The organism is Paraburkholderia sp. SG-MS1 (assembly GCF_012275575.1).
In the GTDB taxonomy this organism is placed as follows: Bacteria; Pseudomonadota; Gammaproteobacteria; order Burkholderiales; family Burkholderiaceae; genus Paraburkholderia.
Genome location: NZ_NPIH01000033.1, coordinates 1 through 14692 on the forward strand (window position 1 = coordinate 1; position 14692 = coordinate 14692).

Sequence of the window (14692 nt, forward strand, 5' to 3'; positions counted from 1 at the left end):
TTGAAGTGCGGCGGCGCGCGGCCGATCAGCCTGCGCCGACGCTGGCCGCAAGGAGCTTGCGAATGTCGGCGCAAGAGGGGATCGGGGCGCTGTGCAGTGTCGCGCCAGAACGCCGGCCGCACGCCGCTCCGGCAAGCCGTCGCGTATTCGTCGCGGGCAGGCGCCGTTAGCGCTCGCGGTAGTCCCGGCATTAAGCTAAAATTTTTCCTCATGCTAGATCCTCGCGCACAAACCCTCCTCAAAACGCTGATCGAGCGCTACATCGCCGAAGGTCAGCCGGTCGGCTCGCGCACGCTGTCGCGGTACTCGGGCCTCGAACTGAGCCCGGCAACGATCCGCAACGTGATGTCCGATCTCGAGGACCTGGGGCTCGTGATCAGTCCGCATACTTCCGCGGGCCGCATTCCTACGCCGCGCGGCTACCGTCTGTTCGTCGACACGATGCTGACGGTGGAGTCCGCCGCGGACGAAGAGGCGGTGATGCGTACCGTCCAGACCACGCTGCAGGCGGGTGAGCCGCAAAAGATCGTCGCGGCGGCGGCCAGCGTGCTGTCCAACCTGTCGCAGTTCGCCGGGGTAGTGCTCACGCCGCGGCGCAGCCACGTGTTCAAGCAGATCGAGTTCATGCGTTTGTCGGACAAACGCATCCTGCTTATCATCGTGACGCCTGAAGGCGACGTGCAGAACCGCATCATGGCGACCCAGCGCGATTTTTCGCCGTCGCAGCTGGTTGAAGCCTCCAATTACATCAACGCGCACTTCGCGGGCCTTTCCTTCGACGACGTGCGCCGCCGCCTGCGCGAAGAAATCGACGAACTGCGCGGCGACATGACCACGCTGATGCATGCGGCCGTCACGGCGAGCACGGACGAATCCGACACCGGCGAGACGGTGCTGATTTCCGGCGAGCGCAATCTGCTCGAAGTCGCCGACCTCTCGTCGGACATGGCGCGTCTGCGCAAGCTGTTCGATGTGTTCGACCAAAAGACCAGTCTCCTTCAATTGCTCGACGTGTCGAGTCACGCGGCGGGGGTGCAGATTTTCATCGGCGGCGAGTCGAACCTGGTGCCGATCGAAGAGATGAGCGTCGTCACCGCGCCGTACGAGGTGAACGGCAAGATCGTCGGCACGCTCGGTGTGATCGGGCCGACCCGCATGGCCTACAACCGCGTGATTCCAATTGTCGACATCACCGCGCGTCTGCTTTCGCTCACTCTGAGTCAGCAATAACGGCCTGCCAATCCCGCTGCGGCGAGCCGTACTGGCAATGATGCGTGAGCGCGCACGGCTTGCCTATCGGCCGAATGGCCAGGGGTGTCCGGCGAACCGGGCCACGGACCGCGCCGCTATAATGAATCTCCATTGAATCGACTCTCCGCGTGAAGCGGTGACTTCCGCTGCCTATGCGCTTCGACCTCGAGCGGCCTTCACAGAACGCCACCTCACATCGTGTCGCCGTGCTGCTGATCAATCTCGGCACGCCCGACGCGCCGACGCCGCGCGCGGTACGCCGCTATCTCGCGCAATTCCTGTCCGATCCACGGGTCGTCGAAATTCCGGCGCTACTGTGGCAGATCATTTTGCGTGTGCTGATTTTGCCGTTTCGCGGCCGCAGTTCCGCCAGGAAGTACGCGGCGGTGTGGATGCCCGAAGGCTCCCCGTTACGCGTCTACACGGAAAAGCAGGTGGAAGGCTTGCGCCATTTGCTGCAATTGAACGATTACACGGTGCTGGTCGACTGCGCGATGCGCTACGGCACGCCGGGCATTCCGGCCATGCTGAACCAGTTGAAGCTGGCCGGCGCCGAGCGCGTGCTGCTCATGCCCATGTATCCGCAGTACTCGTCGTCGACCACGGCCACGGCATTCGACGACGCTTTCTCGGCCCTCAAGCGCATGCGCAATCAGCCGGAAATCCGCACGGTGCGCCAATACGCGGATCATCCCGCGTACATTGCCGCGCTGGCCGCCCAGGTGCATCACTATTGGCATCAGCACGGTCGGCCGGACTTCGCGGCGGGCGACAAGTTGGTGCTGAGTTTTCACGGTGTGCCCAAGCGTACGCTGGACCTTGGCGATCCCTACCACGAGCAATGCCAGCAGACCGGGTTGCTGCTGACCCAAGCGCTGGGGCTGACGCCGGTGGAATGCCGCGTCACCTTCCAGTCGCGCTTCGGCAAGGCCGAATGGCTGCAGCCGTATACGGCGCCTACGCTTAAGGAGCTGGGCGCCGCGGGTGTGCGCCGCGCCGACGTGTTCTGCCCAGGCTTTACCGCCGACTGCCTTGAAACGATCGAGGAAATCGGCATGGAAGTGCGGGACGAGTTCCTGCATGCGGGCGGCAAGGAGTTTCACCGCATCGCCTGCATGAACGCGTCGCAACCATGGATTGCGGCGCTCGGCGAGATCGTTGCGCAGAATCTGCAGGGCTGGCCCGTGCAGGCGGTGCCGGTGCCACACGCCACAGGGGCAGGTTCATGAACTACAGGATTTTCACTGAAGCGGGCGCGAAGCTGCGCATCGACAAGTGGCTGTGGGCGGCGCGCTTCTTCAAGACGCGCTCGCTCGCGGCCGACGCGGTCGACAAAGGACATGTGCGAATCGGCGGGGCCAGCGTCAAGCCGGCCAAAGACGTCCGGGTGGGCGACCTGGTCGAGATCGAGATCGAGCGGATCGTGTGGCAGGTGGAAGTGCTGGGCGTCTGCGAGGTACGTGGCCCCGCGAGCGTCGCGCAGACGCTCTATGCCGAAACCGCGCAAAGCAAGGTCAAGCGGCAGCTCGAGCAGGAGCGGCGCAGGACGTACCGCGAACCCGCCGCCGACATGCACGGCCGGCCGACCAAGCGCGACAGGCGCATTATCGACAAATTTTCAGGTGGGGATTGAACAGTTGATGCACGCCGCCATACTCGGTCGTGCGGTCATTGACCGCTCCCGACATGCAGATGGTCGTGGTGCCGGCAACCAGTACCAGTGCGACCACCCCGATTGCCAAGGTCAGTTTCACGGTACTCCCCCAAGGATGATTCGATTAGTAAAACGGGCGAATCAGGTTGAATTGCAAATTCGGTAAGGTTAACGTCAGATTAGGGTTAACGTGTCTTTTCCGATGCTTTATTGGAGCATAGGCCACTTGTTGATCGCACTCAATCTCGATCTGATTGCGTCGCATTAATGGTTGTAACGGCGGGTTGTAACGGTGCCTTTCCACCCGCGCCGGTGGTGCGAAAAGAACGTGTGAATCCGCTTGAAAGGGCCCCTTCCGGCCCCATCTGGCCTTTTGATATGCAGTGGCGAGACGAGCCGCCTGTCGCGATTTTGCAACGCACCATCGCGATGTCTTTATGTAGCTCGCGCTACCGTTGATTTTTACCTTTTAAACGACTTTCAGCGACATGGAAAACACGCAAGAGAACCCGACGAGCCAGAACCCCACGCCCGCCGACGAAACCGCGCGCCAGGCCGCAGAGGCCGCAACGCCCCAGGATCCGGCCATGAACGCCGCAGCGGATGCGCCGGCAAGCGCCGAGCAGGCTGCGCTGGCCGAAGCGCAGGCGAAGATCGCCGAGTTGCAGGAGAGCTTCCTGCGCGCAAAGGCCGAAACTGAGAACGTGCGCCGTCGTGCGCAGGAAGACGTCGCCAAAGCGCATAAGTTTGCAATCGAAAGTTTTGCGGAGCATCTGCTGCCGGTGATCGACAGCCTCGAAGCGGCCGTCGCTCACTCATCCGACGACCTGCAGAAGGTGCGCGAGGGCGTCGAGCTGACGCTGCGCCAGTTGACCGGCGCACTGGAGAAGGGCCGCGTCGTCGCCTTGAATCCGGTTGGCGAGAAGTTCGACCCGCACCGCCATCAGGCCATTTCGATGGTGCCGGCCGATCAGGAGCCGAACACCGTGGTCGCCGTGCTGCAAAAAGGCTTCGTGATTGCCGATCGCGTGCTGCGTCCCGCACTCGTGACGGTCGCGGCGCCGAAGTAAGGCGGCACGAGGCTTCGCAAGCCGTTCTATCTGGTGTCTGCCGCGATGGCGAGCATCTCCGTCGGCGCGACTGCCGAGGCTGGAGACGACTGCCGTGTGTTTCCGGATTTTCGACGGCTTTGACCGCGAGATTGCCAGGAAGGCGATGCTGGCGCAGCCGGACGCGATCCGCGCGGTCGGCCGCAAATGGTTTTACAGCAAGGTCCGCGAGCATCGCGAACCGGGCAGGCGCTTCATGCTTCATGGCGTGCTCACGTGGTTTTTCCTATCGCGGCGAGCGGCCAGGCCGGGCATCCGGTCAGCACAGGTGAGGCAACTCGAGGCAAGGGTCGCCGCGGCCCGGAAAAGATCCAGCTCGCTGTTCCCGCGCGCCAGTGTGGGCAGTCGATGGAACGAATTCGGCGAAAAGTTCGACCGATTGAAAAAAATAAAGACCGCATCGTAAAAGAGGTCTTGAAAACGATGCGGACGCACTTATGTTGAGTGCAGGTATGAATTGAGAGCGGATCGCCCGACCGCTGGATGGGCAAACAGGGCGATTCCCGCAGCGATCAAAGTTAGGAGATTAGAAAAATGGGCAAAATCATCGGCATCGACCTCGGCACGACCAACTCGTGCGTGGCGATCATGGAAGGCAACTCGGTCAAAGTGATCGAGAACTCGGAAGGCGCGCGCACCACGCCGTCGATCATCGCTTACATGGAAGACAGCGAGATTCTGGTCGGCGCGCCCGCGAAGCGTCAGTCGGTCACGAATCCGAAGAACACGCTGTACGCGGTCAAGCGCCTGATCGGCCGCCGCTTCGAAGAAAAAGAAGTGCAGAAGGACATCGGCCTGATGCCGTACAAGATCATGAAGGCCGATAACGGCGACGCATGGGTCGAAGTGCGCGATCAGAAGCTGGCGCCGCCGCAAATCTCCGCGGAAGTGCTGCGCAAGATGAAGAAGACCGCTGAAGACTACCTCGGCGAGCCGGTCACCGAAGCCGTGATTACGGTTCCCGCGTACTTCAACGACAGCCAGCGTCAGGCAACCAAGGACGCAGGCCGCATCGCCGGTCTGGAAGTGAAGCGGATCATCAACGAACCGACCGCCGCCGCGCTGGCATTCGGTCTGGACAAGGCCGAAAAGGGCGATCGCAAGATCGCGGTGTATGACCTGGGCGGCGGTACGTTCGACGTGTCGATCATCGAAATCGCTGACGTCGACGGTGAAATGCAGTTCGAAGTGCTGTCCACGAACGGCGATACGTTCCTCGGCGGCGAAGACTTCGACCAGCGCATCATCGATTACATCATCGGCGAGTTCAAAAAAGAGCAAGGCGTCGATCTGTCGAAGGACGTGCTCGCGCTGCAACGCCTGAAGGAATCGGCTGAAAAGGCGAAGATCGAACTGTCGTCGAGCCAGCAGACCGAAATCAACCTGCCGTACATCACGGCAGACGCATCGGGTCCGAAGCACTTGAACCTGAAAATCACGCGTGCGAAGCTGGAAGCGCTGGTTGAAGAGCTGATTGAACGCACGATCGAACCGTGCCGCGTGGCGATCAAGGACGCAGGCGTGAAGGTCGGCGAAATCGACGACGTGATTCTGGTCGGCGGTATGACCCGCATGCCGAAGGTGCAGGAGAAGGTCAAGGAGTTCTTCGGCAAGGACCCGCGCCGTGACGTGAACCCGGACGAAGCCGTAGCCGTGGGCGCCGCGATTCAAGGCCAGGTTCTGTCGGGCGACCGCAAGGACGTTCTGCTGCTCGACGTGACCCCGCTGTCGCTCGGCATCGAAACGCTCGGCGGCGTGATGACCAAGATGATCAACAAGAACACCACGATCCCGACCAAGCACGCTCAGGTCTACTCGACGGCTGACGACAATCAGAGCGCCGTGACGATCAAGGTGTTCCAGGGCGAACGCGAAATGGCAGCGGGCAACAAGCTGCTCGGCGAGTTCAACCTCGAAGGCATTCCGCCGGCACCGCGCGGCACGCCGCAGATCGAAGTGAGCTTCGACATCGACGCGAACGGCATTCTGCACGTCGGCGCGAAGGACAAGGCGACCGGCAAGGAAAACCGCATCACGATCAAGGCGAACTCGGGTCTGTCCGAAGCCGAAATCGAGAAGATGGTGAAGGACGCTGAAGCGAACGCGGAAGAAGATCACAAGCTGCGTGAGCTGGCCGATGCCCGCAACCAGGGCGACGCGCTGGTCCACAGCACGAAGAAGGCACTCGCCGAATACGGCGACAAGCTGGAAGCGGGCGAGAAGGAAAAGATCGAAGCCGCGCTGAAGGACCTCGAAGAAACGCTGAAGAGCGGTTCGAGCGACAAGGCCGCGATCGAAGCCAAGATCGAAGTGGTGGCAACCGCCTCGCAGAAGATGGGCGAAAAGATGTACGCCGACATGCAGGCTGCGCAAGGTGCGGAAGCCGCGGCAGCAGGCGCGGCGGGTGCGGGTGCATCGGCTGGTGGCGCGAGCCAGCAGCAGGACGATGTGGTCGACGCCGAGTTCAAGGAAGTGAAGAAGGACTAAAGCCAGGTCGCCTTTCGACCGTAAAGCCGCGCACAGCAATGTGCGCGGCCCGGCTGCACAAGGAACTGCGTCCACCCGGACGACCAATGTGCAAGAGCGGTTATCACGCCTGGCGAGCCTTTTGGGGCTTCCCGGGCACATTTGTTTTATGGAGGGCGTTGTTTTGAGCCGTGTCGAAGCGGGTGAAAACAACGGCCGGACGAGTCGTGAGACTCCAGCATTCAAGAGGAGCCACCGCGTTGCATTGCGCGAGTGGCGTTGAACCGATATGGCGAAACGGGATTACTACGAGGTTCTGGGCGTCGCAAAGAACGCGAGCGACGACGAAATCAAGAAGGCTTATCGCAAGCTCGCGATGAAGCATCACCCCGACCGCAATCCGGGCAACAAGGATGCGGAAGAGCATTTCAAAGAGGTGAAGGAAGCCTATGAAATGCTGTCGGACTCCCAAAAGCGTGCCGCGTACGATCAGTACGGCCACGCGGGCGTCGATCCGAACATGGGCGCAGGCGGTGCGCAAGGATTCGGCGGGTTTGCCGACGCGTTCGGCGATATTTTCGGCGACATCTTCGGCCAGGCGGCCGGTGGCGCCGCGCGTGGCGGCGGTCGGGCCGGCCCGCAGGTGTACCGCGGCGCCGATCTGCGCTACAGCATGGAAATCACGCTGGAGCAGGCCGCGCACGGTTACGACACGCAGATCCGCGTGCCGAGCTGGGTCTCGTGCGAAATCTGTCATGGCTCGGGCGCGAAGCCCGGCACCAAGCCGGAAACCTGCCCGACCTGTAGCGGCTCGGGTACGGTACGGATGTCGCAAGGTTTTTTCAGCATTCAGCAGACCTGCCCGAAGTGCCATGGCACCGGCACCTATATCCCCGACCCATGCGTCCACTGCCACGGCGCGGGCAAGGTGAAGGAAACGAAGACGCTGGAAGTGAAGATTCCGGCGGGTATCGACGACGGCATGCGCATCCGCTCGGCCGGTAACGGCGAGCCGGGCATCAACGGCGGTCCGTCGGGCGATCTATACGTCGAAATTCACATCAAGCAGCACGCAGTGTTTGAGCGCGATGGTGACGACCTTCATTGCCAGATGCCGATTCCGTTCACCACGGCGGCGCTCGGCGGCGAAATCGAAGTGCCGACCCTCGCGGGACGCGCGAGCTTCACCGTGCCGGAAGGCACGCAATCGGGCAAGACGTTCCGTTTGCGTGGTAAGGGCATTAAAGGGCTGCGTTCGAGCATTGCCGGCGATCTGTACGTACACGTGCAAGTCGAGACACCGGTCAAGCTCAACGAAACGCAGCGCGACCTGCTGCAACAGTTTGAAAAGGCGCTGGTGGAAGGCGGCGCGCGACATAGCCCACAAAGCAAAAGCTGGTTCGATCGGGTGAAGAGCTTCTTCGATTAATGGCAGTTCGAAGTTGGCGGTAAGCATGACGGCAGATGAACGCGGCGCAGTGTTCGCACTGCTCGATGATTGCGACGCGACGGCGGCGCGCCGTTCGAGTCGTCTGTACACGGGTTTCGTGCGTGAACGGGTTTGTGCGGATGTCGCGCAGCTCGAAGCCGTGTGCGAGAGCGTCGTTGCCGATACGCGGGATGGTTTGCATGCCGTCGTGCTCGCCGACTATGAGTTTGGCCGGACGCTTCTTCTCGGCGAAGAGGTGGACAGGTCTCTGAAAACGCAGCGTGGCGATGCCACGCTGCGTTTTTTATTGTTCGAACGCTGCGACAAGCGTTCGCGCGAAGAAGTCGACGCGTGGCTCATGGCACGCGACGGCGAGGCGGCGCAGCCGTCGGTGGCGGGCACGGCCCATGTGCACGCGAGCGTCGATCCCGCGCAATTCGACGCGGCGATCGATGCTATTCACGCCGCCTTGCGCGCGGGTGATTCGTATCAGGTCAATTACACGTACCGGCTCGGCTTCGACGTGTTCGGCTCGCCCACGGCGCTCTATCGGCGCTTGAGGGCTCGACAGCCGGTTCCGTTCGGCGCGTTCATCGCGCTGCCGGGCGGCAGCTGGGTGCTGTCATGCTCGCCGGAACTCTTCGTCGAGAAGCAGGGCGCGAAGTTGCGCGCGCGGCCGATGAAAGGCACCGCGCCGCGCGCGGACGATCCTGCCACCGACCGGCGTACGGCCGAGTTCCTTGGCAACGATCCAAAAAATCGCGCCGAAAACGTGATGATCGTCGATCTGTTGCGCAACGATCTGTCGCGGGTCGCGCAGACGGGTTCGGTCAAGGTGCCGGCGCTCTTTTCGGTCGAGCCTTATGCGTCGGTCTGGCAGATGACCTCGACGGTGGAGGCGGCGTTGCGGCCCGGCACGTCGTTCGCCGGCATCCTGCGCGCGCTGTTTCCGTGTGGCTCGATCACCGGCGCACCGAAGCATCGCACGATGCAGTTGATCGACGAGCTCGAAAGTACGCCGCGCGGTCTTTATACGGGGGCGATTGGGTGGCTCGATGCGCCATTGGAAGCCTCCGCGAATGCCGCCGCCACACCCGAATCCGTTTGCGGCGATTTCTGCCTGTCCGTCACCATCCGGACACTGACCTTGAACCGGTCCGCGCGAACCGGCGCCTTGCAAGGCAAGATGGGTATCGGCGCGGGCATTGTCCTCGACAGCGTGGCTGCCGACGAATACGCGGAGTGTCAATTGAAAGCCAGATTCCTGACCGGCGCCGATCCAGGCTTCGAACTCTTCGAAACGATGTACGCGGCGCGGGAAGAGGGCGTGCGGCATCTCGCACGTCATCTCCAGCGGCTTTCGTCGAGTGCCGCAGCGCTCGGCTTCAGGCTCGACGACATCGATGCAGTTTGCGCGCAAATCGCTGCAGAATGCGCTTCGCTGCCGCCGCACAGTCCGCACCGCATGCGGCTCGCGCTGCGCAAGGACGGTACGGTGCAAATCACTGCTGCAGTCCTGACCCCGCTGACGCAATCAAGCGTCGGCGTGCTGTTCGGCCCCGACCACGCCTTTCTCGCAACCCAAGCCGGCGACCCGCTGCTGCATCACAAGACCACCCGCCGCGCCGATTATGACCGTGGCTGGCGTGAAGCCGAGGCAAAGGGGGCGTTCGATACGCTGTTCTTCAACGAACGAGGCGAGTTGACCGAAGGCGGCCGGTCGAACGTGTTTGTGAAGCTGGCAGGGCGCTGGTGGACGCCGCCGCTCGCGTCGGGCGTGCTGCCCGGTGTGATGCGAGGCGTATTGCTGGACGAGGCGTCGGGCCTGCAAGCGGCTGAAAAAGTCCTGACGCAGGCGGATGTGCTGAACGCCGAGGCGCTCCTGATCTGCAACGCGTTGCGTGGCGCGCTGGAGGCGCGCTTAGTCCGCTAGAACGCGGACCAAGCTGCGGTATGAACGAACACCGCTCGCGCGCAAACAACATTCAAAAACAAACGAACAGCAGCGCCGCGGCCCAACGCCTAAGCGCCGCCATCCATCAGAACGTATGCTCGGGCCCAGGAAACGAGCCGTCCTTCACCGCACGCACATACGCTTGCACCGCAGCCAGAATGCTTGGCTGCCCCTGCATGAAGTCCTTCACGAAGCGTGGGCGCTTGCCGGGGAAAATTCCGAGCATGTCGTGCAGCACCAGCACCTGACCCGAGCAGTCGAGCCCCGCGCCGATGCCGATCGTCGGAATGCGCAACTGCTTGGTGACTTCGCTGGCGAGCTGCGTCGGAATCGCCTCCATCACGATCAGTTGTGCGCCCGCCGCCTGCATCGCAAGCGAGTCGCGCAGCAACTGGCTCGCACCCGCTTCGGTCTTGCCTTGCACCTTGAAGCCGCCGAACGCATGCACGGACTGCGGCGTGAGACCGACATGCGCACACACCGGAACCGAGCGCTCGACCAGAAAGCGCACTGTGTCCGCGAGCCATACGCCACCTTCGAGCTTCACCATCTGCGCGCCGGCGCGCATCAGTTCCACTGAGCTGCGAAACGCGTCTTCCGGCGTGCCATAGGTGCCGAACGGCAGATCGGCGACCACCAGCGCGGCGGGCCGCGCGCGCGCCACGCTGGCCGTGTGATATGCGACGTCGGTGAGCGACACCGGCAGCGTGGTCGTCTGGCCTTGCAGCACGTTGCCGAGCGAATCGCCGATCAACAGCACGTCGACGCCCGCGCGATCCAGTAGAGCGGCGAAGCTCGCGTCGTAGCAGGTGAGCATCGCGATTCTTTCACCGGCGTCGCGCATCGCCTGCAGTTTCGGCACGGTGATCGCGTTCCGGCTCGCTTCCTGCAAATAGGTCATGGGTCAATCCATTGGAAAAAGGAGGTGGCCGCGCCGCTTAGAGCGACGTGCCTTTGACGAAGAATTCCTTGCGGCCGCGCATGCTTTCGATGCGTTCGGCGAGCAGCGCAAGGTCCGCATCGGAATCGAGCGGATTCAGGTGTTCGGCGTTGACCGTCAGCACGGGCGTGCGGTCGTAGTGATAGAAGAATTCGTTGTACGCGTCGCACAGCGCGCGCAGATACGCGTCCGAAATCTGCAACTCCATCGGCACGGCGCGCTTCTGGATACGCGCGAATAGCACTTCCGGGCTCGCCTGCAGATAGACCACGAAATCAGGCGTCGGCGCACTGACGTCGAGCCGCGCGGCGAGCGCGCGGTACAACTGCCACTCGTCGTCCTGCAAGGTCAGACGCGCGAAAATGTCGTTCTTCTGCGTCATGAAATCGGCGATGAGGGGGATGCCCGAGCCGTGTGCCGCGCTCACTTCCTGCGCCTGCTGCGCGCGCTGCAGCGCGAAGTGAAGTTGCGTGGGCAACGCAAAGCGCGCGGTATCGCGATAAAAGCGTTCGAGAAAGGGATTGTCCTGCGGCCGTTCGAACAACTCCTGCATCGACCAGCGCTGCGCGAGCCGTCGCGCGAGCGAGGTCTTGCCGACGCCGATCGGCCCCTCGATCGCGAGATACCCGAACGGCGGGCGCAGTTGCGGCGCGGTGACCGTAAGCGGCGGCGAGCTCATTCGCAGCGGCCTTTATCGACCGCGGCGGCGCCTGCCAATGCATTGAGCATCGGGCATTGACACGGGCCCCTGACTCTCTCGATGCGTTGATCGCTAACGCCGGCGAGCAGCGCATCAGCGCGGCCATGTTGCGGAATGACCAGCGCCGCGTCGATTTCGACGAGCGGCACCAGCGCGAACGCGCGCTCGGTCAAGCGGGGATGCGGCACGATCAGATCGGCTTCGTCGATCGATTGATCGCCATAGAGCAGGATGTCCAGATCGAGCGTGCGCGGCGCGTTGCGAAACGGCCGCTCGCGGCCGAACTGATGCTCGATCTTGTGGCACAGCGCGAGCAGATGCCGCACGGGGAGCGTCGTGTCCACCTTGACGACGCAGTTGAAATAGTCGTCACCGCCCGCGTCGATCGGGGCAGTGCGATACAGGCTCGACTTGGCGAGCACGGAGATGGTGTGCTGTTGTGCTAGGCACACCACTGCGTCTTTCAGGGTCTGGCGCGCGTCCCCGAGATTCGCGCCGAGGCCGAGATAAGCAACCGTCATGGCATAACTTCCTGCAACTGTCGTTCGACGGCTTCAGCCAACGTTGGGTCAATCGTCGTGCGAGCCGTCGTGGCCCGCGTCGTTGTCCGTGCGTTCGGCTGGCGTGCCGCCCTCCATTCCGTCGCCCGGTTTGCGGTTTTTCGCGCCACTGCTGCGCCGCCGTCGTTTTCTGGGGCTTCGGTCCTTCCCGCCTTGCGTGAGCAATGCCTCGCGCGCGGCGATGTCTCCTTCGATGAACTCCGTCCACCACGCACCGACCGACTCATCGAGTTCGCCCGATTCGCAGCGCAACAGGAGGAAATCATACCCCGCTCTAAATCTTTGGTGTTCCAGCAGCTTCAGCGCGCTTCTTCCCGAGCGTTTTTCGAGGCGCAACTGAAGGCCCCAGATCTCGCGCATATCCGACGAGAAGCGCTTGTGGATCGCGAGCTTCTCGGTTTGCATGTCGAGGACTTCGTCCATCGCGCGATGCAAAGCGGGCACCGGATACTCGCCGTTTGCTTCGAATTTCTGCCAGCGCTGCTGCACGTCGTGCCACAGCAGCGTGGCGAACAGGAAGCCCGGCGACACCGGCTTGCCGGCGCGCACGCGCGCATCCGTGTTGGAGAGCGCGAGCGTGATGAATTTTTCGCCGATGGGCTGTTCGAGTACCACGTCGAGCAACGGCAGCAGGCCGTGATGCAGACCTTCCTGGCGCAGACGCTTCAGGCAGGCGAGCGCGTGACCCGACAGCATCAACTTGAGCATCTCGTCGAACAGACGCGCGGCGGGCACGTTGTTGATCAGATCGGCCATCTTCGCGATCGGCTCGCGCGTGCTGTCTTCGATTTCGAAGTCGAGCTTCGCGGCGAAACGCACCACGCGCAGCATCCGGACCGGGTCTTCGCGATAGCGCGTGGCCGGGTCGCCGATCATGCGCAACAGACGCGCGCGCATGTCGGCCATGCCGTTGTGGTAGTCCAGCACGGTTTGCGTGGCCGGGTCGTAATACATCGCGTTGATCGTGAAGTCGCGGCGCGTGGCGTCTTCGTGCTGCTCGCCCCACACATTGTCGCGCAGCACGCGGCCGCTCGCGTCCACCGCGTGAGTGCGGCGGTCGAGCTCGTCGCGCTTGAGGCGCCGTGGCGGTGCCGCGTCCGCTGCGGGCGGATCGACCAGCGCGCGGAACGTCGAGGTTTCGATGATCTCCTGGCCGAACTGCACGTGCACGATCTGAAACCGTCGGCCGATGATGCGCGCGCGGCGGAACAGCTTTTGCACCTGTTCGGGCGTGGCATCGGTGGCGACGTCGAAGTCTTTCGGTTTGATGCCGAGCAGCAGATCACGCACCGCACCCCCGACGATGAACGCGCGATGCCCAGCCTGCTGCAGACCTTCGGTCACGCGAATCGCGTTCCTCGAGATCAGCGCGGGATCGATGCCGTGCACGTCGTGCGGAATGATGACCGGCACGTCAGGATCGCGCACGGCTTTGACGGCCGCGCCAGGCGCGCGGATGGTTTTGCGGCGCGGCTTGGCCGCGCCTTCGGTGGCGGACTTCGTGCGCGCGGGAGCGCGGCCGGTTACGTCTGCTTCGGCTTCGGCGGGCAGGGTGTCGTCAGCGGGCGCCGCGTCCTGGCCGAATAGCTTGCGAATGAGTTTTTTGATCACGAGGGTTGAAAGAGTTCGAGGATGCGCCAGCCTTTGGCTTGCGCATGGGCGCGCAATGTGTCGTCCGGATTGGTCGCGATGGGGTCGGTGACTTTTTCGAGCAACGGGATGTCGTTGTGCGAATCGCTATAGAAATAGCTGCGCTCGAAGTCGCTCCAGGTCTTGCCGAGCGAGGCGAGCCACGCTTCGGTACGGACGATCTTGCCTTCCCTGTAGCTCGGCGTGCCGGTGGGACGGCCGGTGTACGGCGAATGCGGCTGCCCGTCGACGGTTTCCACTTCGCAGGCGATCAGCGTGTCGACGCCGAAGGCCTGCGCGATCGGGCGCGTGATGAATTCGTTGGTGGCCGTGACCACGCAGCAGAGGTCGCCGGCTTCACGGTGTTGCTTCACCAGTTCCAGCGCGACCGGAAAAATGGCCGGCGTGATGACTTCGTGCATGTACTGCGCGTGAATCTCGGCGAGTTGCGCGCGCGTGTATTTCGCGAGCGGCGTTAGCATGGCCATCAGATAGGCGTGAATGTCGAGCTTGCCGGCTTTGTAGTCGGCGAAAAAGCGGTCATTTTCACGGGCGAAATTTTCGGCGTCGACCATGCCTTGTTTCACCATGAAGCGGCCCCATTCGTGGTCGCTGTCGGTGGGGATGAGCGTGTGGTCGAGATCGAAGAGTGCGAGGTTAGCCATGGGGGCCTATTTTACTTGAAGCGGATGAAGCGGCGTGCGAACCCGCCGACGAGCCGGGCGCGGCGCGCCGTTCGTCGGCGTCGGGTGATGCCAGCATGGTGCGCAGAAGCGGCAGCGTGACCGCGCGTTTCTGTTCGAGCGAGAAGCGGTCGAGCGCGTCGAGCAGCGCCATCAGGCTCGGCATGTCGCGGCGAAAATGCGTGAGCAGGTAGGCGGGCACGTCGTCGGCGAGCATGATGCCGCGCTCGCGCGCGGCGAGCTTGAGCACCGCCGCCTTGCCTTCGTCCGGCAGCGGCGCGAGATGGAAGACGAGGCCCCAGCCGAGGCGGGTGCGC

Annotated in this window: 14 protein-coding genes and 1 pseudogene; 8 read left to right on the top strand and 7 right to left on the bottom strand. The window is 63.0% G+C overall.

The window, feature by feature from the left end; translation table 11 throughout:
• The first annotated feature begins 210 nt into the window (after window positions 1-210).
• From hrcA to CIC12_RS02730, 3 genes are all read left to right on the top strand, one after another.
• Window positions 211-1230 carry a heat-inducible transcriptional repressor HrcA gene (gene hrcA, locus CIC12_RS02720; RefSeq protein WP_168661938.1) on the top strand — a complete coding sequence of 340 codons (1020 nt, stop codon included), beginning with the start codon at window positions 211-213 and terminating at the stop codon, window positions 1228-1230.
• 173 nt (window positions 1231-1403) lie between these two features.
• The gene (gene hemH / locus CIC12_RS02725; protein WP_168661940.1) at window positions 1404-2480 is read left to right on the top strand and encodes a ferrochelatase; all 1077 of its coding nucleotides are present in this window, start codon (window positions 1404-1406) and stop codon (window positions 2478-2480) included.
• Window positions 2477-2884 carry an RNA-binding S4 domain-containing protein gene (locus tag CIC12_RS02730; RefSeq protein WP_168661942.1) on the top strand — a complete coding sequence of 136 codons (408 nt, stop codon included), beginning with the start codon at window positions 2477-2479 and terminating at the stop codon, window positions 2882-2884. Before hemH ends, CIC12_RS02730 begins: the two co-directional genes overlap by 4 nt.
• Here CIC12_RS02730 and CIC12_RS02735 read toward each other — a convergent pair.
• Entirely contained in the window at window positions 2856-3005 is a 150-nt protein-coding gene (locus CIC12_RS02735; protein ID WP_168661944.1) for a hypothetical protein, read from the bottom strand. The genes CIC12_RS02730 and CIC12_RS02735 overlap by 29 nt on opposite strands.
• 388 nt (window positions 3006-3393) lie before the next feature.
• Between CIC12_RS02735 and grpE the strand changes: the two genes are divergently transcribed.
• The 5 genes and pseudogenes from grpE to pabB all read left to right on the top strand — a co-directional run bounded on the left by grpE (window position 3394) and on the right by pabB (window position 9842).
• Window positions 3394-3975, top strand: a complete 582-nt coding sequence (gene grpE, locus CIC12_RS02740) for a nucleotide exchange factor GrpE (RefSeq protein WP_168661946.1) — start codon at window positions 3394-3396, stop codon at window positions 3973-3975.
• 112 nt (window positions 3976-4087) lie between these two features.
• Window positions 4088-4420, top strand: a pseudogene (locus CIC12_RS32705) (hypothetical protein); the annotation flags it as partial.
• Window positions 4421-4548: 128 nt separating this feature from the next.
• On the top strand, window positions 4549-6501 hold the full coding sequence (dnaK, locus tag CIC12_RS02750) for a molecular chaperone DnaK (RefSeq protein WP_168661948.1): 1953 nt from the start codon (window positions 4549-4551) through the stop codon (window positions 6499-6501).
• Window positions 6502-6769: 268 nt separating this feature from the next.
• The gene (gene dnaJ, locus CIC12_RS02755) at window positions 6770-7909 is read left to right on the top strand and encodes a molecular chaperone DnaJ (protein ID WP_168661950.1); all 1140 of its coding nucleotides are present in this window, start codon (window positions 6770-6772) and stop codon (window positions 7907-7909) included.
• 25 nt (window positions 7910-7934) lie between these two features.
• Window positions 7935-9842, top strand: a complete 1908-nt coding sequence (gene pabB, locus CIC12_RS02760; RefSeq protein ID WP_168661952.1) for an aminodeoxychorismate synthase component I — start codon at window positions 7935-7937, stop codon at window positions 9840-9842.
• Between the two features lie 106 nt (window positions 9843-9948).
• Here pabB and panB read toward each other — a convergent pair whose 3' ends face one another.
• The 6 genes from panB to CIC12_RS02790 all read right to left on the bottom strand — a co-directional run.
• Entirely contained in the window at window positions 9949-10764 is an 816-nt protein-coding gene (panB, locus tag CIC12_RS02765; RefSeq protein ID WP_168661954.1) for a 3-methyl-2-oxobutanoate hydroxymethyltransferase, read from the bottom strand.
• A gap of 37 nt (window positions 10765-10801) precedes the next feature.
• Window positions 10802-11482 carry a deoxynucleoside kinase gene (locus CIC12_RS02770; protein ID WP_168661956.1) on the bottom strand — a complete coding sequence of 227 codons (681 nt, stop codon included), beginning with the start codon at window positions 11480-11482 and terminating at the stop codon, window positions 10802-10804.
• Window positions 11479-12024 (bottom strand): 2-amino-4-hydroxy-6-hydroxymethyldihydropteridine diphosphokinase, encoded by a 546-nt coding sequence (gene folK, locus CIC12_RS02775; protein ID WP_168661958.1) that lies wholly within the window; start codon window positions 12022-12024, stop codon window positions 11479-11481. The genes CIC12_RS02770 and folK overlap by 4 nt, the downstream gene beginning before the upstream one ends.
• A gap of 48 nt (window positions 12025-12072) precedes the next feature.
• The gene (gene pcnB / locus CIC12_RS02780; RefSeq protein WP_168661961.1) at window positions 12073-13674 is read right to left on the bottom strand and encodes a polynucleotide adenylyltransferase PcnB; all 1602 of its coding nucleotides are present in this window, start codon (window positions 13672-13674) and stop codon (window positions 12073-12075) included.
• Window positions 13671-14357, bottom strand: a complete 687-nt coding sequence (locus CIC12_RS02785) for a histidinol-phosphatase (RefSeq protein WP_168661963.1) — start codon at window positions 14355-14357, stop codon at window positions 13671-13673. The genes pcnB and CIC12_RS02785 overlap by 4 nt, the downstream gene beginning before the upstream one ends.
• Window positions 14350-14692 (bottom strand): HdaA/DnaA family protein (locus CIC12_RS02790; protein WP_446727926.1); only part of this gene is annotated, 343 nt, incomplete at its 5' end. The genes CIC12_RS02790 and CIC12_RS02785, both read right to left, overlap by 8 nt.